The following is a 25,040-nucleotide window of genomic DNA, read 5'->3' as shown; positions in this document are numbered from 1 at the left end:
TTAAACTCCCAACTTCCATGATAATGTGCGTAAAAGATCAGCGAACACCCCAGCAGCAGTCACATCATTACCCGCACCATACCCGCGAAGCACCAACGGGATCGGCTGATAATAGTGGGTATAGAAGGCCAACGCATTCTCACCATTTTTTACTTTATACAGCGGATCGTTACCATCGACCGCATCCATCCGAACGATACAACGCCCCTCTTCAATCACCCCGACATAACGCAGCACTTTGCCCTGTTCTGCGGCATTTGCCACCAGAGGGGTAAACTCGGCATCCAGTGATGGCAGGCGAGCGAGGAAGCTGTCTACATCACCGCTTGCATCGAAACTTGCTGGTAGAACAGACTCAACTTCGATATCAGCCAATTCAAGTTTGTACCCTGCTTCACGGGCCAGGATCAACAATTTCCGGGCGACATCCATGCCGGAAAGATCATCGCGTGGATCTGGCTCAGTATAACCCAGCGCCTTCGCCTGCAATGTGGCCTCTGACAAGGTCATCCCTTCATCAAGCTTACCGAAGATGAAAGAGAGTGAGCCTGACAGAATGCCAGAAAAACGCATCAGTTCATCGCCCGCATTGAGCAAATTCTGTAAGTTTTCGATAACCGGCAGGCCTGCACCGACGTTGGTGTCATACAAGAATTTACGGCATGACTTCGCTGCCGCCGCGCGCATCTGACGGTAGTAATTCATCGATGAGGTATTGGCTTTCTTGTTTGGTGTCACAACATGGAAGCCATCTGCCAGAAAATCTGCATATTGATCCGCAACAGCCTGACTGGATGTACAGTCGACAATTACCGGATTGAGCAAGTGATACTCTTTCACCAGACGAATTAAGCGACTTATGTTAAAAGGCTCTTGCACTTCGGCCAGTTCATGACGCCAGTTATCCAGCGAAATACCGTGCACATTGGTTAACATGGCTTTGGAATTGGCGATGCCGCAAACGCGTAAATCGATATGGCGCTGTTTCAACCAAGGTTGTTGACGATAGATTTGCTCGATTAATGCCCCGCCGACACCACCTACGCCTATCACAAATACTTCAATAACTTGATCGGTATTGAACAACATCTGGTGACAAACTCGCACACCGGTGGTGACGGCATCATTGCTAACCACCACGGAGATGGAACGCTCGGACGAACCTTGCGCAATCGCAATGATATTGATGTTGGCACGGGCCAGTGCTGAGAAGAAGCGAGCCGAGATGCCACGTAAAGTACGCATACCATCGCCAACCACTGAGATAATCGCCAGATGTTCCATCACATCCAATGGCTCTAACAGACCATCTTTCAGCTCCAGATAGAACTCTTCTTCCAATGCTTGGCGAGCACGGATTAACTCACCTTGCGGCACACAGAAGCTGATGCTGTACTCAGAAGAAGATTGAGTAATAAGTACTACTGAGATACCGCTGCGCGACATCACCGCAAAGACGCGGGCAGCCATACCGACCATGCCTTTCATACCTGGGCCAGATACGTTAATCATCGCCATGTTATTCAGATTGGTGATGCCTTTCACTGGGAAACCATCATCACTACTTTCACCACCAATCAAGGTACCGGGGGCTTGTGGGTTAGAGGTATTTTTAATCAGGCAAGGAATTTGGAACTGGGCGATAGGAGCGATAGTGCGGGGGTGGAGAACCGAAGCGCCAAAATAAGACAGCTCCATCGCTTCCTGATATGACATCGATTTCAATAATCGAGCATCAGGTACAACGCGTGGGTCACAGGTATAAACCCCGTCCACGTCAGTCCAGATCTCACAACAATCAGCGCGTAAACACGCGGCCAACACCGCAGCTGAATAGTCTGATCCATTGCGCCCCAGTACCACCAACTCCCCTTTGTCATTACCGGCAGTGAAACCAGCCATCAGGATGATATGGTCAGTAGGAATGCTGCTGGAGCCGATGCGGCGGGTAGATTCAGTGATATCGACGGTGGATTCGAGATAATGGCCCTGCGCCAACAATTTCTCGACCGGATTAATCACGCTGACTTTATAACCTTTCGCCTGGAACAATGCTTCCATAATGGCAATGGACAATTTCTCGCCGCGACAGATGATGGCGGCATTAATACTATCCGGGCATTGACCGAGCAACGAAATACCGTGCAGGACGTGTTTGAGTTGCGCAAACTCATGGGCCACCAGCGCTTTTAAACGTTCATATTCAAAGCCCGGTTGCGCATCAGCCAAGCCACGCAATAGCTCGGAAAAAATCCGTTCCGCATCACTGATGTTCGGCGAGATATCTTGCCCAGCCACCATTTTGTCGATCATCGCCACCAGATGGTTGGTAATTTTAGCGGGAGCGGATAATACCGTAGCCACTTGTCCCTGACGCGCATTACTCTCAATGATATCGGCAACACGCATAAAGCGTTCTGCATTTGCTACTGATGTCCCGCCAAATTTCAGCACTCGCATTTCTGATTCTCTCCCGCTTTCGCGCTTTTTTATCGCAAACTTTTTTGCAAAGATTTGATTGAAAAAAAAAAGCCCGCACTGTTTAGGTGCGGGCTTTTTTCTGTTGTTTCCTGTACGCGTCAGCCCGCCCCGTAACCTGTGGTTTCGGTGGTGGTAATAATTGTTGTGTTCAGGCTGATGTATTGCATGTCGTCTGTCTGTCTCATAAATAATGTGGCTCTACCTCTATTGGTTAAAGCAAACGTCCCCTCAAGTCAAATTTTTTCAGTCGCCACCCTGACGAAATGAACCTCTTACTGCTGAGCCATTGTCTTATCTGACGAGCTTTTTTAGGCGAAATAAATAAAATAACCTTCTTGAATCCAGATAATAAAACTGAAATGAAAGCTTTTGTCACTACGATATACTTTGTGTTTTTTTTCACTTAATAAGAAGAAATAGGGCCATAAGCGATAGATACGATCTTTAAATGATAAGAGCATACCTGGTGGCAGTGATGCACTTGATTAAAGAATAAAGCTATCTTTTAGAGGTTGTTTTTTCGCTCAAATGATTTATAAGGCAACAAAAATGAAAACTTTGTCACTTCACTTTACATTTAACTAACATTGATGATAATTCTTCTAATGCTTTTAGGCGAAACAGAGCACTAATAAGAAAAGTAGGTCAATTGCCATAATGACAAAATAATATTGATTTTAAACAATAAAAATCAACAGATTAGCGAAATCATTTTTGGTTTACCTCGAATGCTCAATTTTTAATATTAATAACACTGAATCGGTAACATAATTTAACCAACTATCGCTTAAGCTGGTATTCTTGTAAGTCTTTTTCACAAAAGTGTTAACGTGCTACAATTGAATTTGATATATGTCAACAAAGCGTAGTTTTGTTGGGTGGTAAATTCGGCTCACACTGTTATATTGCTGTTAATAGGGTTAGGATATGCGCCGCTTTTGTCACCTTTGGGGCTGTAGGGAGTAACACCCCGACCAAGCTAGTGATGTTGTTGACGTTGATGGAAAGTGCATCAAGAACGCGTTTACGTACTTTAGTCATGTGATGAACGGGATGACGAGTAACTAGTCAATAAAAATCCTAATATAACAAAGACTTCTGTACTTCCTATTTCTATTTTGTTGGCAATTTTAGGTAGCAAACATGCAGACCCCGCACATTCTGATCGTAGAAGACGAGATAGTTACTCGTAACACCCTGAAGAGCATTTTCGAGGCGGAAGGCTATGTTGTTCATGAGGCTAATGATGGCGCAGAAATGCACCACATTCTGTCTGAGAATGATATCAACTTAGTTATCATGGACATCAATCTGCCGGGCAAAAATGGCCTGTTGCTGGCACGGGAACTTCGTGAACAAGCAAGTGTTGCCCTAATGTTCCTGACCGGCCGTGACAACGAAGTTGATAAGATCCTCGGCCTGGAAATTGGCGCTGATGATTACATCACCAAACCTTTCAATCCGCGCGAATTAACCATTCGGGCGCGCAATTTGCTGTCACGTACCATGAATTTGGGTAGCGTAGGCGAAGAGCGCCGCTTAGTGGAAAGCTATAAATTTAATGGCTGGGAACTGGATATCAATAGCCGCTCATTGATAAGCCCTGCGGGCGAGCATTATAAGCTGCCACGTAGTGAGTTCCGCGCCATGCTGCACTTCTGTGAAAACCCGGGCAAAATCCAATCCCGTGGCGAATTACTGAAGAAAATGACCGGTCGTGAGCTGAAGCCACATGACCGTACTGTTGACGTGACCATCCGCCGTATTCGTAAGCATTTCGAATCGACGCCGGACACCCCAGAAATCATCGCCACTATCCACGGTGAAGGTTATCGTTTCTGTGGTGACCTGGAAGAGTAACTCTCTGACTCGTCTACGAAAAAGCCAGCATTCAAATGCTGGCTTTTTTATTCACACTTCATATCCAGCCAAACACCTTTATTGCCACGGCATAATTGGCACTGCGCTTATCGCGTTTTTCGGCGAACCGTCGACAACTCTATCTGAATAAGTCAGGTAGATTAAGGTATTACGTTTCGGATCGTAGAAACGCACTACCTGTAGCTTTTTAAATACCAATGAAGTTCGCTTCTGAAAAACCACGGTCCCATCGGATTTTCTATTCTTAATTTTGTCACTTAACTCAATTGGCCCCACTTGTTGGCAGGAAATAGCCGCATCTGAAGTATCCTCCGCCAACCCTAATCCCCCTTTGATACCACCGGTTTTTGCCCGACTGATATAACAAGTTACATTTTTAACATCAGGATCATCGAAGGCTTCAACCACAATTTTATGGTCAGGCCCCAAGAGTTTAAATACCGTATCAACAGAGCCAATTTCTTCCGCATGAGCCGTTATTGCCCCGAAAGAAAGTATGCAACCAAGGAATATCCAATTTTTTTTCATACACTTACTCCATACCGTTGAATAACCTTATCCAACGTTAAATATTTTAACCAATAATAAAATATTGGTGAAAAAGTCATTTTATCAATCTCAGCTACATTTTTAGCACACAATGCCAGTAAATTCTTAAGCAGTCGGGAGCATAAAAAGTTGCTACTATGCGCCAGAGCTATTATCTCATATCACTAATACCCTAAATTTAGGCCGCTTTACGAGGAAGATCTATGGATCAAGCCAGTATCATTCGTGATTTGCTTAGCTGGCTAGAAAGTCATTTAGACCAGCCTTTAGCATTGGACAATGTCGCTGCCAAAGCAGGCTATTCAAAATGGCATTTGCAGCGAATGTTCAAGGATGTCACCGGGAATGCCATCGGTGCCTATATCCGCGCCAGAAGGTTATCAAAAGCCGCTGTCGCATTACGATTAACCAGCCGCCCTATTCTGGATATTGCATTGCAATATCGCTTTGATTCGCAACAAACTTTTACCCGCGCATTTAAGAAACAATTTGCGCAAACACCAGCCTTATACCGTCGAGCAGAAGATTGGCATTCAGCAGGTATATGTCCGCCGATTCGGTTAGGTGACTATACACTGCCTCAGCCTGAATTTATTACCTTACCAGAGCAGCATTTGGTGGGGCTGACACAGAGCTACTCTTGTACGCTTGAGCAAATAATGACTCATCATTCTGAATTGCGAGTGCACTTCTGGCAGCAGTATCTGGGGGACGCAGACCATTTGCCCCCTGTGCTTTATGGCTTACATCACTCCCGACCTAATCAGGAGAAAGATGATGAGCAAGAGATTTTCTACACCACAGCCATCGAACCACAACATGTGCCGGGTAATGTGCAGGAAGGGCAACCGGTTATCTTACAAGGTGGTGAGTATGTGCAGTTTAGCTATGACGGGCCACCAGATGGTTTGCAGGACTTCATTCTGACACTGTATGGCACCTGTTTACCACAGTTAGCGCTAACCCGCCGATGTGGATACGACATCGAAAGATTCTTCCCTCAGGGAAGGCCGAAAGAGGGGCCTCCGGCCTCGCTGAAGTGCGAATATCTCATTCCTATCCGGCGTTAACGCTGTAGTTCATCCAGTGCTGGCATATCCAGGTGAGCGGTATCGCCAGCACTTTCAATCACCCAACCAGAAGCCAGCCACGGGCTTTCCTGATAATCAACCCGTGATAGCGAACAGTTACGCAAACGCAGGCGCCGCTCCGCGTGGGGGGGCAAGCCCAGCAGTGTGCTCAACAAGCACCCCAGCGCCATACCATGACTTACTAATAACGGTTTGCTACCAGCAGGAAGCTCCAAACAGCTATCCAGTGCCGCACGCATTCGCCGCCCTAGTTCTGCCATCGACTCCCCTTCAGGAATTCGGCCACCTTCAGTGCCATTGATCATCTGTTTGCGCCATTGCTCTTCTTCTGGCGTCAAGCTCTCAATCGGGCGCGTTTCCAGTACGCCCATATTCAGTTCACGCAGGCGCGGATCTGTCACCACTTTTAGCCCACAAGCATCGGCGATAATTTTTGCCGTCTGCTGCGTACGCCCAAGGTCACTGGTAATAATATGCGTGATGCCCTGGCTGCGAACTCGTTGCGCAACCAAGTGTGCCTGACGTTCACCAACAGCGGTCAGCGGGCTGTCCGATTGGCCCTGAATCTGGCGCGATGCGTTCCATACGGTTTCGCCGTGGCGCACGAGAAATACCTGTAGCATGTCATTTTTCCGTTATACTGCGTGAAATAAACATTTAAGAATTATTGAGATTTACTATGTACCATGTTGTTGCCGCAACTACCAACCCTGCAAAGATTAAGGCTATTAGCCTCGCTTTCGATGATGTTTATGGCCCCGGTCAGTATCGCATTGAAGGTATCAATGTCGACAGTGGCGTTCCTCTGCAACCGATAGGCAGCACTGAGACACGCACAGGTGCCAGACAACGAGTTAGCAATGCACGTCAGATGCGCCCTGAGGCAGATTTTTGGGTCGGGGTTGAAGCCGGTATTGAAGATAATATGACCTTTGCATGGATGGTAATTGAACACTTGCAGTGGCGAGGAGAATCCCGCTCTGCCAGTTTGATGCTACCCGATATTATATTGCAAGGGATTCGCCAAGGCCGTGAGCTGGGCGACGAAATGGCAGATTTAACCGGTATATCGAATGTGAAACACAAAGGTGGAGCCATCGGCATTTTTACCGACGGCAAACTGACCCGCACCAGTGTTTACCACCAGGCGCTACTGCTGGCACTGGTTCCCTTCCATAATGAGATTTACCAGCGCCCGGTATAGTTGGAATAAGTTCAGGACGGCTTGTTGGTCAGCAACTGGGCTTCAAGCCAGCTTTTCAGTTCCGGCGGCGCGGCTTTCAAGCTATTGGAGCCGCGCGTGATAGTCGCAATCCCTGCGCCCAACTGATTCTTGAGTTCCCGCTGACTTAATTCCCCGCGCATTAACTCCTCAATAATACGCACTCTGGTCCCCAGCGCCGTACGCTCATCCGGTGTCAGCATCAATTGCAGTAGCGGTAAATGGAGGTCTTGCGCAATGGCGTCTTGCAACAGCGCAACAAAAGTCAGCCAGTGCTGATTATCCTCAGTCGACAGATTCGGATCAGTCAATCGTAGTTTTGTCATGATAGGGAAAGCCGCCATACTATTTAACTAGTACAACAGCTTATCATAACCTCAGATATAGCCAAAGAACTTGCCGTTGCGGCAAGCGCCGCTAACACCCCTGCGGCTTCAAAGACAAAAGGATCCCCGAAGTAATTGGAGTCGCAAGTAGGCAGCAAGCAAACACATCCCGATGAGCTTACTCCAGTAAGTGATTCGGGTAAGTGCGCGTAGCTAACACCCCTGCGGCTTCAGAGACAAAAGGATCCCCGAAGTCATTGGAGTCGCAAGTAGGCAGCAAGCAAACGCATCCCGATGAGCTTACTCCAGTAAGTGATTCGGGTAAGTGCGCGTAGCTAACACCCCTGCGGCTTCAAGTACAAAGGGGATCAGTAACGCCGCTGCCACTCGGCATCACTCAGCACCTTAGCTGGGCGATTCATAAAGTGACGATAGAACGCATCATAAGCCAATACGTTTTTCACATAACCTCGCGTTTCAGAGAACGGGATACTTTCGATAAATGCTACGGCATCCACCTGCCCGCCGCTATTTCCCAGCCAGGTATTGACCCGCGATGGGCCTGCGTTATAGGCCGCACTGGAAAGGATCCGGTTGCGACCAAATTGTTGATAGACCTCTTCCAGATAGCTGGTACCAATCTCAATGTTAGTGACAGGATCAAGCAACTGGCTGCTGTTCACATAACCGGGAATATTATTCAGTTTAACTGTGTGCTCCGCAGTCCGTGGCATCACCTGCATCAGGCCTGTGGCTCCCACCGGCGATTGCGCTTTCGGGTTCCAGGCACTTTCCTGACGAGCTATCGCCATGGCATAACTTGGCGTTATCCCCTTGCCTTCCGTCGCCTGACGGAATTCTTTTGGCCAGGCCAGAGGGAAGCGCTCTTCCAAATGGTCCCATAGCTTGGCAACAATGGTTGCCTGAACACTCAAATCGGCCCACTGCTGATTAAATGCATAGCGCGCCAATGCTTCCTGCTCAGGTTTGCTGCGGCTGGCAACCAAATAGCTCCACTCGTTACGTGCCAGATTATCCATATTCCAATACATCAATTCGCGCACCCGAGCAATTTCGGGCCGTTGCGCTAGTGAGGCATCAGGTTTGGTCGCAACCTCAACATTAATCGGGTAAGGAACACCCAGTTTTTGGGCGGCGACCATCGGATAGAAGCCTCGCTCCTGCATCAGACTGCGCAGGATGGCTTCGCCCTCGGCCTTCTTACCTTGCTCTAACAACAATGAAGCACGCCAGTAGCGCCACTCATCTTTACTTTGTGCATCGGCCGGCAAACGGGCCATCCATGCAGCTAAACCTTGGCGATCGCCCGTACCCAACGACATGCGGATACGGCGCTCCAGCAACGGGGTGGAATGGCTGCGCAAAGTGACTTGATCGCGCCATTTAGCTTGGTCATAAGTCGCATCAGTGCCCATCAAACGCCAAGCGACCGCTTCTTCCAGCTCCAACTTCTCGCTGTCACTCATTTTTTGCAGCCGCGCCAATGTTGGGATCATCGCGCGTGCATTTTCTACGTCCTGGCGCGCCAGTCGGGTAAACGCAATTGTGGTGGCAGAACGGGTGAAGTCAGTCGGCCCGACGGTACGAGCAAAGCTTTCAACACTGGCAGGATCACTTTGCAGTTTCGCCAATGCCGTTCCCATAGTTTGGTAATCCGCTGGCAGTTGTTTGAGTAAATAATTCACCAAACTGGCATTGCCCTCTTTAAGAGCAAGCTTCATGCGGGCCAGTGTTGCCAGTGGAGTTTGATGCCCGGCTTGTTGCCAGACACTGAATAATTTATCGCAACTACCCGGAAGCGCCTGGCCGTTGAGCCAAATTTCACTGGCACCATCCCAGGCAACTTGCTGTTCGCCAGTGGCCCATTTGGCGTAGTAATAATTACAGCGGGCTGCCACCGGTTTAGGCGCTTGCGGACTGAATGCCAATAAGCCACGCCAATCTTCACGACGCGCCAGTTCGTTTACAAAACGGGATGACAGCGAACGAGCAGGCGGCAACGTGGGGTTCCGACTCAAGAAATCGGTTACTTGCGCCGCACTCACTTGGCTTAAATCTTGAGTTAACTGGCGGTATTCCAGATACGGATACAGCGGATAATCGCGTAACGTCGGCATCAATTGTGCCACGGTATTCATCTGATTACTGTCCCAGGCCAGCTTAACTTGCTGATAGCGTTGCCGTTGGGCATCAATGGAGTCAGCGAATGCCACCCCTGAAGTCGTCACCAGACACACGCCAATCGCCAGATATCGCCACTTGTCCATACTTACTGTTTCCTCACTGGTTGTTGGCTACTACATTTCACTTACCGCAACTTCTGATTAGCATAGTCATAATTAGTTCCGGTAGCAGGATATACTAACCAAGAGTTTCATCTAATAGCCAGCGATTACACGTACAAATAGACATGGATAATTAATCTGCTCGGATGATGGTGCAAGAAGCTGAATATTCAATGGATTAGCCAATAATTACGACTAAATATTTCGACTTTATTATCTCAGATCAAGACACTATTTTGATAAAAACCTACTATCCTTGCTTAATATAACTATGTTGTTGTAAACATAATTGTTGTAAACATATCATTCAGAATAATTTTTTTGTCTTTTAATAAAAATCAAATAATTAAGGAGCAGGATCTTTTCATGAAAGAGTATTCACTGCCCTGCGCCGTTAGCCTCGACGGTAATGAGATGAAAAACGGATAGATTTCAGATTTTCAATTTTTAATTTTTAAGAAGGTTCTTTCAATGCAAAACTCATCAAATCCCAAACCCGCCTCGCCACCAGAAGGCCAGGCCTGGTATCAACTTACCGTGGAAGAATCTTTGCAGCAGCTCAATAGCCGCGAAGAAGGGTTAAGCCAACAAGAAGCTGAAGAACGCCTTAAACAATACGGCCCTAACGCGCTACCGGCCAAAAAAAGTAAGCACCCCCTGCTACAATTTCTCGCTCATTTTAATGACGTCCTGATTTACATTTTATTAGCTGCTGCGTTAGTCAAAGGCCTTATGGGCCACTCTGTCGATACCATTATCATTCTTTGTGTCGCCGTCATTAACGCATTAATTGGTTATGTTCAGGAAAATAAAGCCGAGAAGTCACTGAAAAGCATTCAAAACATGCTCTCCAGTAAAGCGGTAGTCATTCGTGATGGCAATGCAAAAACCATTGATGCACAAGATTTAGTACCAGGTGATATCGTCACATTGAAACCGGGGGATAAGATCCCAGCCGATTTAAGGTTACTCGAAGCCCACAACCTGCAAATTGAAGAAGCTATCCTGACCGGTGAATCCACCGTGGTTGAGAAGCAAATTGAAGTCATTGAAAACGAATCAGTGATTGGTGATCGTAAAAATCTGCTGTTCTCCGGCACTACTATCAGTGCCGGTACCGCGAAAGGCGTAGTGATTGCCAGTGGCGGGGATACCGAACTGGGTCACATCAACCAGATGATGTCAGCGGTTGAAGCCACTCGTACCCCCCTGCTGCAACAGATGGACCGCCTGGGTAAAGCGATTTTCATCCTGATTCTGGTGATGATGGCATGCTTGTTCGTCTTCGCCTTTATTCTGCGCGACCTGCCGGTCAATGAGCTGTTGTTAGCCCTAATAAGCTTGGCAGTAGCCTCGGTGCCTGAAGGGTTACCGGCGATTATTTCGATTATTCTGTCCTTGGGTGTGCAAGCAATGGCGCGTAACCGCGCGATTATTCGCAAGCTGCCAACGGTAGAAACTCTGGGTGCCATGACCGTTGTCTGTTCCGATAAAACCGGCACCTTGACGATGAACGAAATGACCGTCAAAGCGGTGATTTTGGCCGATAATTGCTACCGGGTCACCGGTGAAAGCTATGAGCCGGTAGGTAACATTTATCCGGAAGGCAGCGAGCAGCAAGCCGTGCTGGAAGGGCCGTTAAAAACATTTATCACTGCGGTGAATTTATGTAATGACAGCCAGATTCAAAAGAACGACCAAGGCCATTGGACTATTGTCGGCGGCCCAACCGAAGGCGCATTGAAAGTCTTAGCAGCCAAATCAGGTATTGAGTTGGGTCAGGTGAGTCAACACGGAAAAATTCCTTTCGATTCTGCCTATAAATATATGGCCACCAGCCATCAGGTTGAGTCCGAAAGCTGTATCTTCCTGACCGGCGCGCCAGATGTACTGTTTACTTTCTGCCAGCAAGAACTGACGGATAAGGGCGTCATTCCCTTCCGCCGTGATTACTGGGATGCCGAGATGACGCGCTACACCAAGCAGGGCCTGCGCATGTTAGCGGCGGCCTATCGTCCAACGGAACAGACGGTCAGCGAGTTAGGGCACAGCGATATCCAGCAAGGTATGATCTTCGTCGGCATCGCCGGCATGATGGACCCACCTCGCCCTGAAGCTATCGACGCCATTGCCACCTGCCAACAGGCAGGGATTCGTGTGAAAATGATAACCGGCGACCATCAGGAAACCGCGATGGCGATTGGTGCCATGCTGGGTATAGGTAATGGCAAAGACTCCATTACCGGCGGCCAGTTAGAGCATATGGATGATAAAGAACTGGCTGAAGCCGCTGTTCGTTATGATATTTTTGCCCGTACCAGCCCTGAGCACAAACTGCGTCTGGTGAAAGCGCTGCAAGAGAAAGGCGAAATCGTGGGGATGACCGGCGATGGGGTCAACGATGCACCGGCACTGAAACAGGCCGATGTGGGGATCGCCATGGGCATCAAAGGCACCGAGGTGACAAAAGAAGCCGCCGATATGGTGCTGTCAGATGATAACTTCGCCACTATTGCTCACGCGGTTGAAGAAGGCCGCCGTGTCTACGATAACCTGAAGAAAACCATTCTGTTTGTCTTGCCGACCAACCTGGCACAAGGATTGTTAATCATCTTTGCTATCCTGGTGGGTGCAGTTATTCCACTGACGCCATTACAAATCCTGTGGATAAACATGGCAACCTCCACCACGCTTTCATTCGGTTTAGCATTTGAGCCAGCAGAAAGAGGCATCATGCGCCGCAACCCGCGCGATCCATCAAAACACGTGTTAGATGGTCATGCTATTTGGCGTATCGCATTTGTCGGTACCTTGATAGCGTGCAGCGCCTTTGCCCTGGAAGCCTACATGGAACCGCGCGGCTACAGCACTGAATTCATCCGTACCGTGTTGATGCAAACGCTGGTAACTGCACAATGGATTTACATGTTTAACTGCCGTGTGATGGACAGATTCCCGCTGAACAAAGAAGTCTTTGTTAATAAGGGGTTGTGGTTGGTTTCTGGTGTGCTGATTCTGTTGCAGCTAGCCATTATCTATCTGCCATTTATGAATACCGCTTTCGGTACCGAGCCATTACCGGCTTATTACTGGGGTATCACACTGTTGGTTTCTATCGCCATCTTCTTGATTGTCGAAGTCGAGAAATGGGTCATCGGGCGCTTCAAACGCGCATCGAATTGAGTCTGATATCAATCAGTCCCCCTTCAAGCCCGGCGACTCTGCCGGGTTTTTTTATCCATCATAAAGAGAATTTAAGATAAATCTCACATTGCCGATACCATGACTGTTAATACGCCAATTAATTCTTATAATAGATTAGCGGAGATTTATTATTCGATACCGCCATTAACATGTGAGCCATGTCGCCAACGGGAAGCGCAAAAATGAATACTACACCTTGCGCAATTAACGGCGTCAATGATGAGAAATATCATTATCAGCCTAAGCTATTTACGCCACCGCGTATCTGGCGGCGGATTTGTGCCTTCACATTATTACTTCTCTCCATTTTATTCGCCTCACTGCCCTCAATGGCAGCCAATAACTTAAGTGAAGAACTTATTCATGAACGTAGCGACTCTGCGACAAAAATGGTGCTGGGCATTATCAGTTATTCGCGCTGGCCAACCCCGCCGCCAGTCATTCGTTTGTGTGTTATTGCCCCGACAAACTATGCAGAAGAGCTATTTAATCCAGCATTAATGCAAACTGCACATCCAATAAAAACCCAGCGTTATTCCCTACCCGATTCGGCGCTGGCAAACAACTGTGATGTGGTTTATCTCGGCCGTTTGGGGGAACAACAGCGTCAGGAACTGGCGACTCAACTCACTGGGCTGCCGGTTCTGACCATCAGCGAAGATTATGACGAATGTACTGTGGGCAGTGCGTTTTGTCTGTTACTGGAAGATAAGCAAGCCTCTTTCAAAGTCAATATGGATGCATTAGCACGCGCCGGGATACGAGTTCATCCCAATGTGTTGCAACTTGCCCGTAAAAAGGCTGACGCATTATGAGTTCTATAAAAAATAAATCTGCTGAGCAGATAAAGAATCAAACTAATCTACCAAAACTGCCAACGCTTGGCCGAGTTCTGGGCAGAATACATTTAATTGTGGCGCTGGTATCTGTGGCGACAGCCGGTATTTTCCTGACAGTAGTCGCCTTGTTTGCCTTGCGGGTTTACGCTGAGCACAACCTGCATTTGATTGCCCGTTCAATCAGTTATACCACTGAAGCTGCTGTTGTTTTCGGCGATACGGTAGTGGCGAATGAAGCGCTGTCGATGATTGCCACTAATGAAGAAGTCGCCGAAGCGAAGATTATGGATGTCAATGGCCGGGTGGTTGCCCAATGGACATTGCCTGACGACGGCCCCATGCATCAGATGGAGCAAAGTGTCGCCCGCTGGGCGCTGCCTGAACCGGTGGTACTCCCTATTGTTCACTCTGGTAATGAAATCGGCAGAATAGTGATTGTTGGCCATGGTGGCAGCCTGCTGCGTTTCCTGTTGCAGGGGTTAGCGGGCCTCTTTGTCTGCCTTATTCTTAGCACCCTGGTGGCGATATTTTTGTCCCGCCGGATGCTATTTGGCATCATCGGCTCACTGAATCGTATTACCGAAGTCGCGCATAATGTCAGCCGCAATCGCAGCTTTGGTCAACGAGTTCCATCAGCACAAATTGCCGAGCTGAATGAGTTAAGTCATGACTTCAATGGCTTGCTGGAGGAACTTGAAGTATGGCAAAAACACCTCACTCAGGAAAATGATTCTCTGGCACACCGCGCGGCCCACGACAGCCTGACGGGTTTAGCAAACCGCGCTTATTTTGAAGGCCGTTTAAGTCGAACACTCAGTGATTGTAAAACCAACGAACACGTTGCGGTTTTATTCCTTGATGGCGATCGCTTTAAAGAAATCAATGATAACTATGGCCATGCTGCGGGCGATGCGGTGCTCACAACTATTGCTGACCGCCTGCGCGCCTTATTACGTGAAAGTGATTTAGTCGCTCGCCTGGGCGGTGATGAGTTCGCTATCTTATTGGCACCAATTTATAACACTGATGATGTACTCATCATTGCCAACAATATTATAAAAAGTATGACACAGCCCATAACGCTGCCTGATGGGAGTGAAATTATCTCTTCACTCAGTATTGGGGTTGCTATTTATCCTGATCATGCCCAAACGCCGGATGAATTATTACAACGGGCTGATGAGGCGATGTATCAGGCAAAAAAAGGTTTCCGGCCATGTGAACAATGCACTGCTTATCAGTCGGACTATATTTATTCAGAAAATAAGTATCCAGAAAGTACACACACAAAAATTTAGGGTAGGTGACATGCTGGGTTTAAACAATAATCGTCAGAAAAATCCTCTGTGGATTAGCTTTTTTGCTCTTTGTTTATTGGTATTAGTCGGCTGTCAGGCCAAACCACACCAAGGGCTGACCCCTGAACAAATTGCGGCGTTACAAGAGCAAGGGTTTAAATTAACCGATAATGGCTGGGTGTTTGGGCTAGCGAATAAAGTGTTATTCGACAGTGACGTCAGGAAATTAAACGCATCGGGCGTGCAGACCGTTCAAAACATTGGTCGTGCTTTACACAATGTCGGGATTAACCATATGCGGGTTGATGGACATACCGATGCCATAGGTGAGGATGGCTACAATCAGCAATTATCATTCCAACGAGCTTCTGCTGTAGCAGATACACTGGCCGCAATCGGTATTCCGCGCACCAATATTGAGGTTCGTGGCCGTGGCAAGCTAGAGCCGGTGGCGGATAACCGCACAGCCAAAGGTCGGGCGGAAAACCGCCGTGTGGCAATAATCGTCACCGCGCCGTAGCCTTAAAAGAGGTCATCCCGATGAGCTTACATCAGTAAGTGATTCGGGTGACAAATCTGTCGGGAGCAGATTTGAACGCTGCTGGCAGCGGCCTCGCAGAGGCGAGGCCCATGGACGGGCCGAGTAACGAGTGCAGCCAACACACCTGTGACTTGAAAGATGACATCCGCCTATACCCTATAGATTTCAGGCCACAGGAAGGCGGCAAGTGAGAGAATCCCGATGAGCTTACATCAGTAAGTGATTCGGGTGATTGAGTGCAGCCAACACACCTGTGACTTGAAAGATGACGGGTATAGTAAAACGGGCTACACTCCGCACCAGATATCCTAATAAAAACTGATCTAGAGAGGCTGAGGCAACGTGGCTCAATACGTCTATTCTATGCATCGTGTCGGTAAAGTAGTTCCGCCGAAACGACATATTCTGAAAAACATCTCCCTGAGTTTCTTCCCTGGGGCAAAAATTGGTGTGCTGGGTCTTAACGGCTCCGGTAAATCTACCCTGCTGCGCATTATGGCGGGCATTGATACCGATATTGAAGGCGAAGCTCGTCCACAACCTGGCATCAAAATCGGTTACCTACCACAGGAACCAAAACTGAATCTTGAACAAACAGTGCGTGAGTCGGTTGAAGAAGCCGTCGGCGAAGTTAAACGCGCTCTGACCCGTTTGGATGAAGTTTATGCACTCTATGCCGATCCTGAAGCTGATTTCGATAAATTGGCGAAAGAGCAAGGTGAGCTGGAAGCCATTATCCAATCCCATGACGGACATAATCTGGATAACCAGTTAGAACGTGCTGCTGATGCTCTGCGTCTGCCGCCTTGGGATGCAAAAATTGCCAACCTGTCCGGTGGTGAACGCCGCCGCGTTGCTATCTGCCGCCTGCTGTTGGAAAAACCAGACATGTTGCTGCTGGATGAACCGACCAACCACCTGGATGCCGAATCCGTGGCTTGGCTGGAGCGCTTCCTGCATGATTACGAAGGCACAGTGGTCGCCATCACCCATGACCGTTACTTCCTTGATAACGTTGCGGGTTGGATTCTGGAACTTGACCGTGGTGAGGGTATTCCATGGGAAGGTAACTACTCCTCATGGCTGGAGCAAAAAGATGCCCGTCTGGCGCTGGAAGCCTCTTCTGAAGCCGCACGTCGTAAATCTATTGAGAAAGAGCTGGAGTGGGTTCGTCAGAATCCGAAAGGCCGTCAGGCAAAAGGTAAAGCTCGTCTGGCTCGCTTTGAAGAGCTTAACAGCGTTGAATATCAAAAACGTAATGAAACCAGCGAGTTGTTCATCCCACCTGGCCCACGCTTAGGTGACAAAGTGCTGGAAGTTGAGCATCTGAGCAAATCTTACGGCGATCGTGTACTGATTGACGACTTGACCTTTGCGCTGCCAAAAGGCGCGATAGTCGGGATCATCGGGCCGAACGGCGCGGGTAAATCGACCCTGTTCCGCATGTTATCAGGTCAGGAACAACCCGATTCCGGCACCATTTCACTCGGTGATACCGTACTGTTGGCCTCGGTTGATCAGTTCCGCGACAACATGGATGACAGTAAAACCGTGTGGGAAGAAGTCTCCGGCGGCCAAGACATCATGAAGATCGGTAACTTTGAAATTCCAAGCCGTGCCTATGTTGGCCGCTTTAACTTTAAAGGGATTGATCAGGGCAAACGAGTGGGTGAGCTGTCTGGTGGTGAGCGCGGCCGTATCCATCTGGCCAAATTGCTACAGGTTGGCGGCAACATGTTGCTGCTCGATGAACCGACCAACGATCTGGACATCGAAACCCTGCGCGCACTGGAAAACGCCTTACTGGAATTCCCAGGTTGTGCCATGGTTATTTCCCATGACCGTTGGTTCCTTGACCGAATTGCTACCCACATCATCGATTATCAAGATGAAGGTAAAGTGGCGTTCTTCGAAGGTAACTTTACTGAATACGAAGAGTGGAAAAAACGCACTTTGGGTGCCGAAGCACTGGAACCACACCGTATCAAGTATAAGAAAATGACTAAGTAGTTAATAAAAAGTCGTTTTTAAACTTTATCTCGACTAAGGGCCTGCGATTGCAGGCCTTTTTAATCCGGGTACTTTATCTGATATCGGGTACTTCGCCCTTCCCCTGGCATTTTTGCAATGCATCCACGCGCTAATAACTCGGACAAATGGCGGGTAGCCGTCGCTTTACTAACCTTTGCTACTTTCTGATATTGAGAAGCACTGATCCCAAGAGCAAAACCGTTTTCACCGCCATCTAACAATCGGTTAAGCACTTTTATCTGCTCAGCCCTTAGCCCACTATCATTATGTTTTAACCAGAAGTGGGACTTAGCCAATGTAGAACGGACATCGTCAGATGCTTGATCCAAACTTTGCTCTAATGTGGCGATAAACCATAATAACCATGATGTTAGATCCAAACTCCCCCGCTGGCTCTTCTCCAAGATGGCGTAATACTGGTCTCGATTTTCAAGAATAGCGACCGACATAGCGTAAAGATAAATACTTTGGTTATCTGCCTGCGACAATGCCATATCTGTCAGCGCTCGAGTAATACGACCATTACCGTCTTCAAATGGATGTAGCGTGACAAACCAAAAGTGTACAATTGCTGCCCGTAAAAGAGGGTCAACAGCAGTATCAGTACGGGATAAATTAAACCAATCAATAAACTGCTCAAGTTCAGTAAACAATGCCTCTCGAGGCGGTGCTTCGAAGTGGACTGTTTCCTTGCCTATGCGACCAGAGATAACTTGCATTCGCTGTTCTCCCCGCAGTTGACCCGCCTTAATAGGCGTCAACGCCCATCGGTCATGAGGGAAAAGCCATTCATGCCATTGATACAATCGTTCAAGAGTTAAATCTGCATCGCATCCATTAATGGCATCAAACATGAGGGCAGCCAAACCATCAGAACGATCAGATGTCGGGTAACTATCTTCTAAGGTAACCCCGAGCCGTTTTGCCAGAGATGAGCGCACTGATCTGATATTGAGTTGTTCATTTTCTATTTTTGATGAGGCAATGATATTCGCCAGTAATGTATTCAGCGTTTTTGAGGCGCTTTCGTCAGAGGTATTTCCCTTACTTTCACCAAGAAGTTGCCCAAGCTTAAACCGGGTATTGCGTAGCTGAGGCTGAATAAGAGCATCATTCCAGTAAAAATGGGGCCACTGTTGTTGCTGCCATATCCAGAGGTTTTCACCCATGGTTATCTCCAGAGTTAAGAATGAGCCTATTAACCTCAAATTCGGCTCATTTTATGAGCCAAATAAACAGTATATTCGGCTCACCTTGGTATTTCCAGCCCCAGCATATAATCCTCAAATACCGGATGCCCCATCACCACATCAATAAAGCAACTGAGTGCCGGAGAATTCAGCTTGCGGCTCGGATAGACCAAATACAGTTCATTACCCTCGGCCTGCCACTGCGGCAAAACTTCAATCAACTGCCGGTTTGCTACCACTTCGCGACTTAAAAACGCAGGCAATAACGTAATCCCCCCACCATTGAGCGCACATTCACGGGCATACAACAGATTATCGGTAACATGCAGCGCAGGAACCTGCCAGCGAAAAAACTCGTCTTCATGACGTAAAATCAGGGCTTGCCAGGCACGATGAGCAATACAGCGGTGGGTATCGAGCTGACGTGGGTGAAGCAATGGCGGATGCTGTGCCAAATACGCAGGCGATGCCAGTAGATAGCGCGGCGCATATCCTAATCGTCGGCCAATCAGCGAGGAATCCTGCGGCTTGCCAGTGCGCAGCGCCACATCAAAGCCATCCTCGACCAAATCCACCATGCTATCCGACACCAAAACCTCCAGCAGAACATCGGGATATTGCCGCTGAAAATCTGTCGCCAGCCGTGTCAACAAAGTCGCACCCAGACCTGCGGGTGTCGAAATGCGCAGACGACCGCTAGGGTTATCCTTTAGGCGTTGCAGTGCCAAGTCCGCACGCTCGGCAGCTTGCAGCATCTCCTGGCAATGCACCAGATAGCGCTCACCAGCGAAAGTCAGGTTCAGTTGACGAGTGGTTCTGGTGAGTAAGCGGATCCCCAAACTTTGCTCTAACTGACTGATCCGCTGACTGACGCTTGATTTAGGCAAACCCACCATTGCAGCAGCGCGGGTAAAGCTACCGCATTCTGCCACTCGGGCGAACAGCGCCATATCCTGTAGTTGTTTAAACATAATTGAGAGGCTTAAACATGATTATTTGCTTAAACATAATTATTTGCTTAAACATGATTGTTTATCTCAGGCGAACACTGCGTTAGTGATTGTCCATCTTATCACTCTCCTCAGATAGGTCTAGACTCAGTGAATAAGCTAAACAGGAGCAGGAACATCACCATGTCAATTAAAGCTATAGCTGTAAATCCGCAACAACCCGCTGATTTTATTGAAATCGCCCTGGATTCTCTCGCACCCGGCCCATTTGATTTGCTGGTCGAGGTCAAAGCTGTATCTATCAATCCGGTGGATACCAAGGTACATGGCGGTCTGAAAAAGAATGGCTTGCAACAACCGCGCATTCTGGGCTGGGATGCCGCCGGTGTGGTGGTCAATGTTGGTGAGAAAGTGACTGGTTTCCGTGCCGGTGATGAAGTGTGGTATGCCGGCGATATCACTCGTCCTGGCAGCAACGCTACTCAGCAATTGGTCGATGCCCACATTGCCGCCCATAAACCGCGCTCATTTAACTGGGCGCAAGCCGCAGCGCTGCCATTAACCGCCATCACTGCGTGGGAAGCGTTATTCGAACACCTGAAAATTCAGCAGGCTAGCGCGGATCAAACTTTGCTCATTATTGGCGGTGCCGGTGGTGTGGGTTCTTTGGCTATCCCGCTAGCCGCCTTGCGCAGCCCAGTTAAAGTGATTGCGACGGCGTCGCGTCCAGAATCAGCCGCCTGGTGTATTGAACGCGGTGCCGATCTGACTGTGGATTACCGTGACCTGAAAGCGCAGTTAGCAAAAGAAGGTATCGATAAAGTTGATTATATTCTTTGCTTGAATGACACCGATGGTCACTGGTCTGCGATTAGCGAGCTGATCGCCCCGCTGGGGCAAATCTGCACCATTGTGGAAAACGAAAAACCACTGGATCAGAATCAGCTGAAACTGAAAAGCGCCGCCCTGCATTGGGAGTTTATGTTCACCCGCAGCATGTTCTCTACACCGGACATCGCCCAGCAAGGGGAGATTTTAAAACAGGTGAGCCAGTTAGTTGATGAGGGCAAACTGCAAGGTACCCTGAGCGAAACGCTGCATGGCCTGACAGTAGAAAACCTGAAAGCTGCCCACGAGCAAGTCGCAGGCGGGCATATGCAGGGTAAAATTGTTATCACCTACTAAAGTTGCCCTTCCCGCGCTTCACTCAACAATGAAGGGCGGGCCAATCTTTGCAAATCGGCGGCTAATAGCTGTTGCACCAGTTCGACACAGCGCAAGAAGCGCTCGTCGTAGTCTGCCGACTCAACGTGGACGTATTCAATATTGTTGCTGCGCAACATCTGTTCCAGTAAATTTTGGAACGATTTGCGGTCACGATCACTGCCCAGACTGCGCAAACCATCAGCCACCCACGGCGTGTTATTTTCCAGCAAAATAACCAGATCAAAGCGATATTCATCAATCAGCGCCTGAACAAATGGATGCTCGCGCCCTTCATATTTTTTACAAAATGCCTGCGTGGTGACAAAGTCGGTATCGATAAAAGCGACTTTATTAGCATATTTAACCGAAAAATCAACGTATTGCGCTTGCCCCAATGCAATCTTGTCATAATCGGAATATTGCAGCGCCATCTCATCGCCGCCCAAGTGGGAGAAAACATAGTCGCGGCCATATTCCCACGCACTGGTGGTGTTGAAAATATTGGCTAACTTATTGACCAACGTGGATTTTCCACTTGATTCGCCACCCAGTATCGCCACGGTACGAACAAAAAACGGTTTCACTTCGGTCGGAATATAATCCCAGTAGCGGAAAGGATCGCGGCGGATCTGGCGGCCACTGATATTCATAAAGGAGCGTTCAGGGTCGATCAAGATGGTTTCGATACCAAATTGTTCGCGATAATGTGGCGCATCCTGGCTTTCACTGGAGTAGATGAAATTCGGTACTATCCCCTTCTCATTCATGAACTTTTTGACCCCACGGCTCCAGACATCCCAGCCATGTGGATAGGGTTCAATACCATTTTCATCAAATGAATGAATATGAATGTTTTTCTGATACTTAAAGGTTTGTAGTAACCAGCGCAAGCGGTCGCTGACGGTCGGCTGCTGTGACATTGAACTGTTCTCAAACAGCGCCAAATCGCGCGGCTCATCGTAACAAAGGATAATGTGCAGTTCGTCGACCTGACTACAAGCACGTTGAATGAGATAGATATGGCCGGTATGCAGTGGGTAAAATTTACCAAACACCACGCCGACTTTTTTCTCACGGCGCGGAAACTCCAGCTCGAGGTAGCGGTGCAAGGCTTCTAGCTTTTGTGCACTGGGACTTTTGATTTTATCATTGAGTAACTGGCTTAAATAACCTTTGGTCATGCCACTGGCATCTGCCACTTGCTGTAAGGTACAGCCTTTTTGCTTAATCGCTGTTTTGAGATAGTCGAACTGCAGCATACCGCCTCCTTGTTTAGCGCACTAAACAAAAATAACACAGTATGCTGCGCGATGAACACGACTAAATGAGGTGCTACAAATCTTCCAACACCGCCAGTGCATCGGCCAGTTTTTTGACCCCGAAAACCTGCATATTAGGCAAGGGTTTCTTTGGCATATTGGCATAAGGCACGATAGCGCGTTTAAACCCGTGCTTGGCCGCCTCGGAGATACGTTCCTGACCACTGGGCACCGGGCGAATTTCACCCGCTAGCCCCACCTCACCAAACACCACTAAATCCTGCGGCAGTGGGCGGTCACGCAAACTGGAAACCAACGACATCAGCAAGGCCAGATCAGCACTGGTTTCCGTCACTTTCACCCCACCGACCACATTGACGAACACGTCCTGATCTGACATCTGCAAACCACCGTGACGGTGCAACACGGCCAGCAAAATTGCCAACCGATTTTGCTCCAGCCCGACAGCTACCCGACGCGGATTCGACATCATCGAGTGATCCACCAGCGCCTGAATCTCAACCAGTAATGGACGCGTCCCTTCCCATACCACCATCACTGAACTGCCCGCCGTCACTTCATCACCGCGGCTCAGGAAAATCGCTGACGGGTTACTGACCTCGCGCAGACCCTGTTCGGTCATGGCAAACACGCCCAACTCATTGACAGCCCCAAAGCGGTTTTTGTGACTACGCAAAGTACGAAAACGTGAGTCGCCGTCGCCATCGAGCATCACCGAGCAGTCGATGCAGTGTTCCAATACTTTCGGCCCCGCCAGCGAACCATCTTTGGTCACATGCCCCACCATCACGATAGCAACGCCACGGGTTTTGGCAAAACGGGTGAGATAAGCGGCAGTTTCACGCACTTGCGCCACACTGCCCGGCGACGATTGGATATCCGCCATGTGCATCACCTGAATTGAGTCAATCACCATCAGCCGAGGCTGTTCTTGTTCGGCAATCAGGCAAATCTGCTCAATACTGGTTTCAGACAGCATGTTCAGGCCCGCGGTAGGTAATCCCAAACGATGCGCGCGCATCGCGACCTGTTGCAGTGACTCTTCGCCAGTGACATACAGGGTTTTCATGTTTTCGGACAATTTACAAAGCGTTTGCAACAGCAGGGTGCTTTTCCCCGCACCAGGGTTGCCGCCGATAAGAATGGCACTGCCCGGCACCACACCGCCGCCCAGCACCCGATCAAATTCAAGGAAGCCGGTTGAAAAGCGCGGTAATTCGTCCAAACTGATGTCGGATAATTTCTGAACCCGACTGACACCAGCATCACCGGCATAACCGCCAAAACGTTCATTACGGGTTGATGATGTCGCGGCCGCTAGCCGAATCTCGGTAATGGTATTCCAGGCATTACAGGCGCTGCATTGCCCCTGCCAGCGCGGGTAATCAGCCCCACATTCATTACAGACAAATGCTCGTTTTGGTGCTTTAGCCACCTTTCACCTCAATCAAATAACCCACAGTTACTGAGCACTTTCATGTTTTAAACTACCGCTGAGGATACACAGCACACTCAGCAAATCGCCGTGGCGGATAGCCACTTTTGCTTTGGCATAAACTTTAGGTTTGGCGTGGAAAGCCAAACCCAGTCCGGCTGCCTGCATCATTTTCAGGTCATTGGCACCATCGCCGATTGCCACAGTTTGTGCCACTGGGATATTCAGTTTTTCAGCCAGTTTGAGCAGCGTATCAGCCTTGTATTGTGCATCGACAATCGGCCCCAGCACTTTGCCAGTCAGTTTGCCGTCTTTGATTTCCAGCTCATTGGCGGCCACTTCAACCAGCCGCAATTTGTCGCGCAGATATTCGGCGTAATAGGTAAAACCGCCGGAAGCAATTGCCACATGCCAGTCCAGCGCTTGAAGTTTGCGCACTAAACTGGTCAGCCCTGGCATCAATGGCAATTCATCACGCACTTGTTTGAGGATATTGGCATCGGCCCCTTTTAGGGTTGCCACGCGCTGGCGCAAACTGGCGGAGAAATCCAACTCGCCTTGCATGGCGCGCTCAGTGACTGCCGCCACCTCTTCACCGACACCCGCCAACTTAGCAATCTCATCAATACATTCAATTTGGATAGCCGTGGAATCCATGTCCATCACTAACAAGCCCGGCGTACGCAGATGTGGGATGGCCCCTAACGGAGCCACGTCCAGCCCGCTTTCATCGGCCAGCGTTTTAATGCGCGGGGTCAAGCTGCCCGCCAGACGGATAACTTGATAATCTTCCACACACCAGGCGGAGACAATTACCATTGCCGCGCCCAGCTGGCGTTGAAAATCAGTAATACGCTTTTTATCCAGTTTTCTGCCGTACAACAGCCAACCTGTATGACCAGCCCGATAATCCAGCGGCATAACTTCATCGCCACTGAGTGAAAGTGGGAGACCCGGCCATTGATAGATCTCCGCGGGAAGATCGCAATAGGTCAGACTATTAGACATGAATGACTCCTGTAGAAAACGGGGTAAAGGCAGACAAAAGGACGCATCAAGCTATCCTATCGCCCTGGCTTCTGGCAACATATACCCTAAATAATTCGAGTTGCGGGAAGGCGGCAAACGAGATAATCCCGATAAGCTTACATAAGTAAGTGATTCGGGTTATTGAGCGTGGCCAACGCACATGCAGCTTGAAGTATGACGG

At 48.8% G+C, this 25,040-nt stretch carries 21 protein-coding genes and 1 other annotated feature; of the genes, 9 read left to right on the top strand and 12 right to left on the bottom strand.

Going from position 1 to position 25,040, the window contains the following annotated elements; translation table 11 throughout:
• The 3 genes from thrA to yjjY form a co-directional block, all read right to left on the bottom strand.
• Positions 1-2,460 carry a bifunctional aspartate kinase/homoserine dehydrogenase I gene (thrA, locus tag FGL26_RS19095; protein ID WP_005166952.1) on the bottom strand — a complete coding sequence of 820 codons (2,460 nt, stop codon included), beginning with the start codon at positions 2,458-2,460 and terminating at the stop codon, positions 1-3.
• A gap of 62 nt (positions 2,461-2,522) precedes the next feature.
• Positions 2,523-2,641: a sequence feature (Thr leader region), on the bottom strand.
• Positions 2,580-2,648, bottom strand: coding sequence for a thr operon leader peptide (gene thrL / locus FGL26_RS19090; RefSeq protein WP_100219634.1), 69 nt, complete (start codon positions 2,646-2,648; stop codon positions 2,580-2,582). Its footprint overlaps the feature before it by 62 nt.
• 733 nt (positions 2,649-3,381) lie before the next feature.
• Positions 3,382-3,522, bottom strand: a complete 141-nt coding sequence (yjjY, locus tag FGL26_RS21725; RefSeq protein ID WP_004706054.1) for a YjjY family protein — start codon at positions 3,520-3,522, stop codon at positions 3,382-3,384.
• Between the two features lie 102 nt (positions 3,523-3,624).
• On the opposite strand from yjjY, the gene arcA reads away from it, so the two are divergent.
• A complete protein-coding gene (gene arcA, locus FGL26_RS19085) occupies positions 3,625-4,341 on the top strand; it encodes a two-component system response regulator ArcA (protein WP_004706052.1) in 717 nt (238 codons plus the stop codon).
• Positions 4,342-4,419: 78 nt separating this feature from the next.
• On the opposite strand, the gene creA is transcribed toward arcA, so the two are convergent.
• Positions 4,420-4,890, bottom strand: coding sequence for a protein CreA (gene creA / locus FGL26_RS19080; protein ID WP_005166951.1), 471 nt, complete (start codon positions 4,888-4,890; stop codon positions 4,420-4,422).
• 224 nt (positions 4,891-5,114) lie between these two features.
• On the opposite strand from creA, the gene robA reads away from it, so the two are divergent.
• Positions 5,115-5,981 carry an MDR efflux pump AcrAB transcriptional activator RobA gene (robA, locus tag FGL26_RS19070; RefSeq protein WP_138060263.1) on the top strand — a complete coding sequence of 289 codons (867 nt, stop codon included), beginning with the start codon at positions 5,115-5,117 and terminating at the stop codon, positions 5,979-5,981.
• Here the strand turns inward: robA and gpmB are convergent.
• Positions 5,978-6,625 (bottom strand): 2,3-diphosphoglycerate-dependent phosphoglycerate mutase GpmB, encoded by a 648-nt coding sequence (gene gpmB / locus FGL26_RS19065; protein WP_005166949.1) that lies wholly within the window; start codon positions 6,623-6,625, stop codon positions 5,978-5,980. The genes robA and gpmB overlap by 4 nt on opposite strands.
• Before the next feature lie 56 nt (positions 6,626-6,681).
• On the opposite strand from gpmB, the gene yjjX reads away from it, so the two are divergent.
• Complete coding sequence (gene yjjX / locus FGL26_RS19060) at positions 6,682-7,206, top strand: inosine/xanthosine triphosphatase (RefSeq protein WP_005166948.1); 525 nt, start codon at positions 6,682-6,684, stop codon at positions 7,204-7,206.
• 11 nt (positions 7,207-7,217) lie between these two features.
• Here the strand turns inward: yjjX and trpR are convergent, their stop codons facing one another.
• Together trpR and sltY are read right to left on the bottom strand one after the other, a co-directional pair.
• Entirely contained in the window at positions 7,218-7,550 is a 333-nt protein-coding gene (trpR, locus tag FGL26_RS19055; RefSeq protein WP_005166947.1) for a trp operon repressor, read from the bottom strand.
• 368 nt (positions 7,551-7,918) lie between these two features.
• Positions 7,919-9,838 (bottom strand): murein transglycosylase, encoded by a 1,920-nt coding sequence (gene sltY, locus FGL26_RS19050; RefSeq protein ID WP_005166946.1) that lies wholly within the window; start codon positions 9,836-9,838, stop codon positions 7,919-7,921.
• 489 nt (positions 9,839-10,327) lie between these two features.
• Here sltY and FGL26_RS19045 point away from each other — a divergent pair, with 489 nt between their 5' ends.
• The 5 genes from FGL26_RS19045 to ettA all read left to right on the top strand — a co-directional run bounded on the left by FGL26_RS19045 (position 10,328) and on the right by ettA (position 17,748).
• Positions 10,328-13,039: a cation-transporting P-type ATPase gene (locus tag FGL26_RS19045; protein WP_032908691.1), complete on the top strand. Its 2,712-nt coding sequence runs from the start codon at positions 10,328-10,330 to the stop codon at positions 13,037-13,039.
• A 203-nt stretch (positions 13,040-13,242) separates the two neighbouring features.
• Positions 13,243-13,875 (top strand): regulatory sequestration protein YfiR, encoded by a 633-nt coding sequence (gene yfiR, locus FGL26_RS19040; RefSeq protein WP_005166944.1) that lies wholly within the window; start codon positions 13,243-13,245, stop codon positions 13,873-13,875.
• Entirely contained in the window at positions 13,872-15,197 is a 1,326-nt protein-coding gene (gene dgcN, locus FGL26_RS19035; protein ID WP_005166942.1) for a diguanylate cyclase DgcN/YfiN, read from the top strand. The genes yfiR and dgcN overlap by 4 nt, the downstream gene beginning before the upstream one ends.
• A gap of 10 nt (positions 15,198-15,207) precedes the next feature.
• The gene (gene yfiB, locus FGL26_RS19030) at positions 15,208-15,717 is read left to right on the top strand and encodes an outer membrane lipoprotein YfiB (protein WP_005166941.1); all 510 of its coding nucleotides are present in this window, start codon (positions 15,208-15,210) and stop codon (positions 15,715-15,717) included.
• A 363-nt stretch (positions 15,718-16,080) separates the two neighbouring features.
• A complete protein-coding gene (ettA, locus tag FGL26_RS19025) occupies positions 16,081-17,748 on the top strand; it encodes an energy-dependent translational throttle protein EttA (protein ID WP_005159056.1) in 1,668 nt (555 codons plus the stop codon).
• A 59-nt stretch (positions 17,749-17,807) separates the two neighbouring features.
• Here the strand turns inward: ettA and FGL26_RS19020 are convergent, their stop codons facing one another.
• Together FGL26_RS19020 and FGL26_RS19015 are read right to left on the bottom strand one after the other, a co-directional pair.
• Positions 17,808-18,938 (bottom strand): Fic family protein, encoded by a 1,131-nt coding sequence (locus FGL26_RS19020; protein ID WP_005166939.1) that lies wholly within the window; start codon positions 18,936-18,938, stop codon positions 17,808-17,810.
• 80 nt (positions 18,939-19,018) lie between these two features.
• Positions 19,019-19,930 (bottom strand): LysR family transcriptional regulator, encoded by a 912-nt coding sequence (locus FGL26_RS19015; RefSeq protein ID WP_005166937.1) that lies wholly within the window; start codon positions 19,928-19,930, stop codon positions 19,019-19,021.
• A gap of 162 nt (positions 19,931-20,092) precedes the next feature.
• Here FGL26_RS19015 and FGL26_RS19010 point away from each other — a divergent pair, with 162 nt between their 5' ends.
• On the top strand, positions 20,093-21,094 hold the full coding sequence (locus FGL26_RS19010; RefSeq protein ID WP_005166935.1) for a zinc-binding alcohol dehydrogenase family protein: 1,002 nt from the start codon (positions 20,093-20,095) through the stop codon (positions 21,092-21,094).
• On the opposite strand, the gene nadR is transcribed toward FGL26_RS19010, so the two are convergent.
• The 3 genes from nadR to serB all read right to left on the bottom strand — a co-directional run bounded on the left by nadR (position 21,091) and on the right by serB (position 24,838).
• On the bottom strand, positions 21,091-22,374 hold the full coding sequence (gene nadR, locus FGL26_RS19005) for a multifunctional transcriptional regulator/nicotinamide-nucleotide adenylyltransferase/ribosylnicotinamide kinase NadR (protein ID WP_005166933.1): 1,284 nt from the start codon (positions 22,372-22,374) through the stop codon (positions 21,091-21,093). The two genes, FGL26_RS19010 and nadR, sit on opposite strands and share 4 nt — an antisense overlap.
• A 73-nt stretch (positions 22,375-22,447) precedes the next feature.
• Positions 22,448-23,830: a DNA repair protein RadA gene (gene radA, locus FGL26_RS19000; RefSeq protein WP_005166931.1), complete on the bottom strand. Its 1,383-nt coding sequence runs from the start codon at positions 23,828-23,830 to the stop codon at positions 22,448-22,450.
• A gap of 27 nt (positions 23,831-23,857) precedes the next feature.
• The gene (gene serB, locus FGL26_RS18995; RefSeq protein ID WP_005166929.1) at positions 23,858-24,838 is read right to left on the bottom strand and encodes a phosphoserine phosphatase; all 981 of its coding nucleotides are present in this window, start codon (positions 24,836-24,838) and stop codon (positions 23,858-23,860) included.
• Positions 24,839-25,040 lie beyond the last annotated feature (202 nt).

Origin of the sequence: Yersinia enterocolitica subsp. enterocolitica (assembly GCF_901472495.1) — a bacterium.
GTDB classification, from domain to species: Bacteria; Pseudomonadota; Gammaproteobacteria; order Enterobacterales; family Enterobacteriaceae; genus Yersinia; species Yersinia enterocolitica.
Note: the sequence above shows the minus strand (reverse complement) of the source record. Positions and strands in the feature narration are given on the sequence as shown.

Bases quoted from the DNA above. Each gene is read 5' to 3' on its own strand.
- thrA (WP_005166952.1), bottom strand. From the start codon at position 2,460: ATGCGAGTGCTGAAATTTGGCGGGACATCAGTAGCAAATGCAGAACGC.
- yjjY (WP_004706054.1), bottom strand. From the start codon at position 3,522: ATGACTAAAGTACGTAAACGCGTTCTTGATGCACTTTCCATCAACGTC.
- arcA (WP_004706052.1), top strand. From the start codon at position 3,625: ATGCAGACCCCGCACATTCTGATCGTAGAAGACGAGATAGTTACTCGT.
- creA (WP_005166951.1), bottom strand. From the start codon at position 4,890: ATGAAAAAAAATTGGATATTCCTTGGTTGCATACTTTCTTTCGGGGCA.
- robA (WP_138060263.1), top strand. From the start codon at position 5,115: ATGGATCAAGCCAGTATCATTCGTGATTTGCTTAGCTGGCTAGAAAGT.
- gpmB (WP_005166949.1), bottom strand. From the start codon at position 6,625: ATGCTACAGGTATTTCTCGTGCGCCACGGCGAAACCGTATGGAACGCA.
- yjjX (WP_005166948.1), top strand. From the start codon at position 6,682: ATGTACCATGTTGTTGCCGCAACTACCAACCCTGCAAAGATTAAGGCT.
- trpR (WP_005166947.1), bottom strand. From the start codon at position 7,550: ATGACAAAACTACGATTGACTGATCCGAATCTGTCGACTGAGGATAAT.
- sltY (WP_005166946.1), bottom strand. From the start codon at position 9,838: ATGGACAAGTGGCGATATCTGGCGATTGGCGTGTGTCTGGTGACGACT.
- FGL26_RS19045 (WP_032908691.1), top strand. From the start codon at position 10,328: ATGCAAAACTCATCAAATCCCAAACCCGCCTCGCCACCAGAAGGCCAG.
- yfiR (WP_005166944.1), top strand. From the start codon at position 13,243: ATGAATACTACACCTTGCGCAATTAACGGCGTCAATGATGAGAAATAT.
- dgcN (WP_005166942.1), top strand. From the start codon at position 13,872: ATGAGTTCTATAAAAAATAAATCTGCTGAGCAGATAAAGAATCAAACT.
- yfiB (WP_005166941.1), top strand. From the start codon at position 15,208: ATGCTGGGTTTAAACAATAATCGTCAGAAAAATCCTCTGTGGATTAGC.
- FGL26_RS19020 (WP_005166939.1), bottom strand. From the start codon at position 18,938: ATGGGTGAAAACCTCTGGATATGGCAGCAACAACAGTGGCCCCATTTT.
- FGL26_RS19015 (WP_005166937.1), bottom strand. From the start codon at position 19,930: ATGTTTAAACAACTACAGGATATGGCGCTGTTCGCCCGAGTGGCAGAA.
- FGL26_RS19010 (WP_005166935.1), top strand. From the start codon at position 20,093: ATGTCAATTAAAGCTATAGCTGTAAATCCGCAACAACCCGCTGATTTT.
- nadR (WP_005166933.1), bottom strand. From the start codon at position 22,374: ATGCTGCAGTTCGACTATCTCAAAACAGCGATTAAGCAAAAAGGCTGT.
- serB (WP_005166929.1), bottom strand. From the start codon at position 24,838: ATGTCTAATAGTCTGACCTATTGCGATCTTCCCGCGGAGATCTATCAA.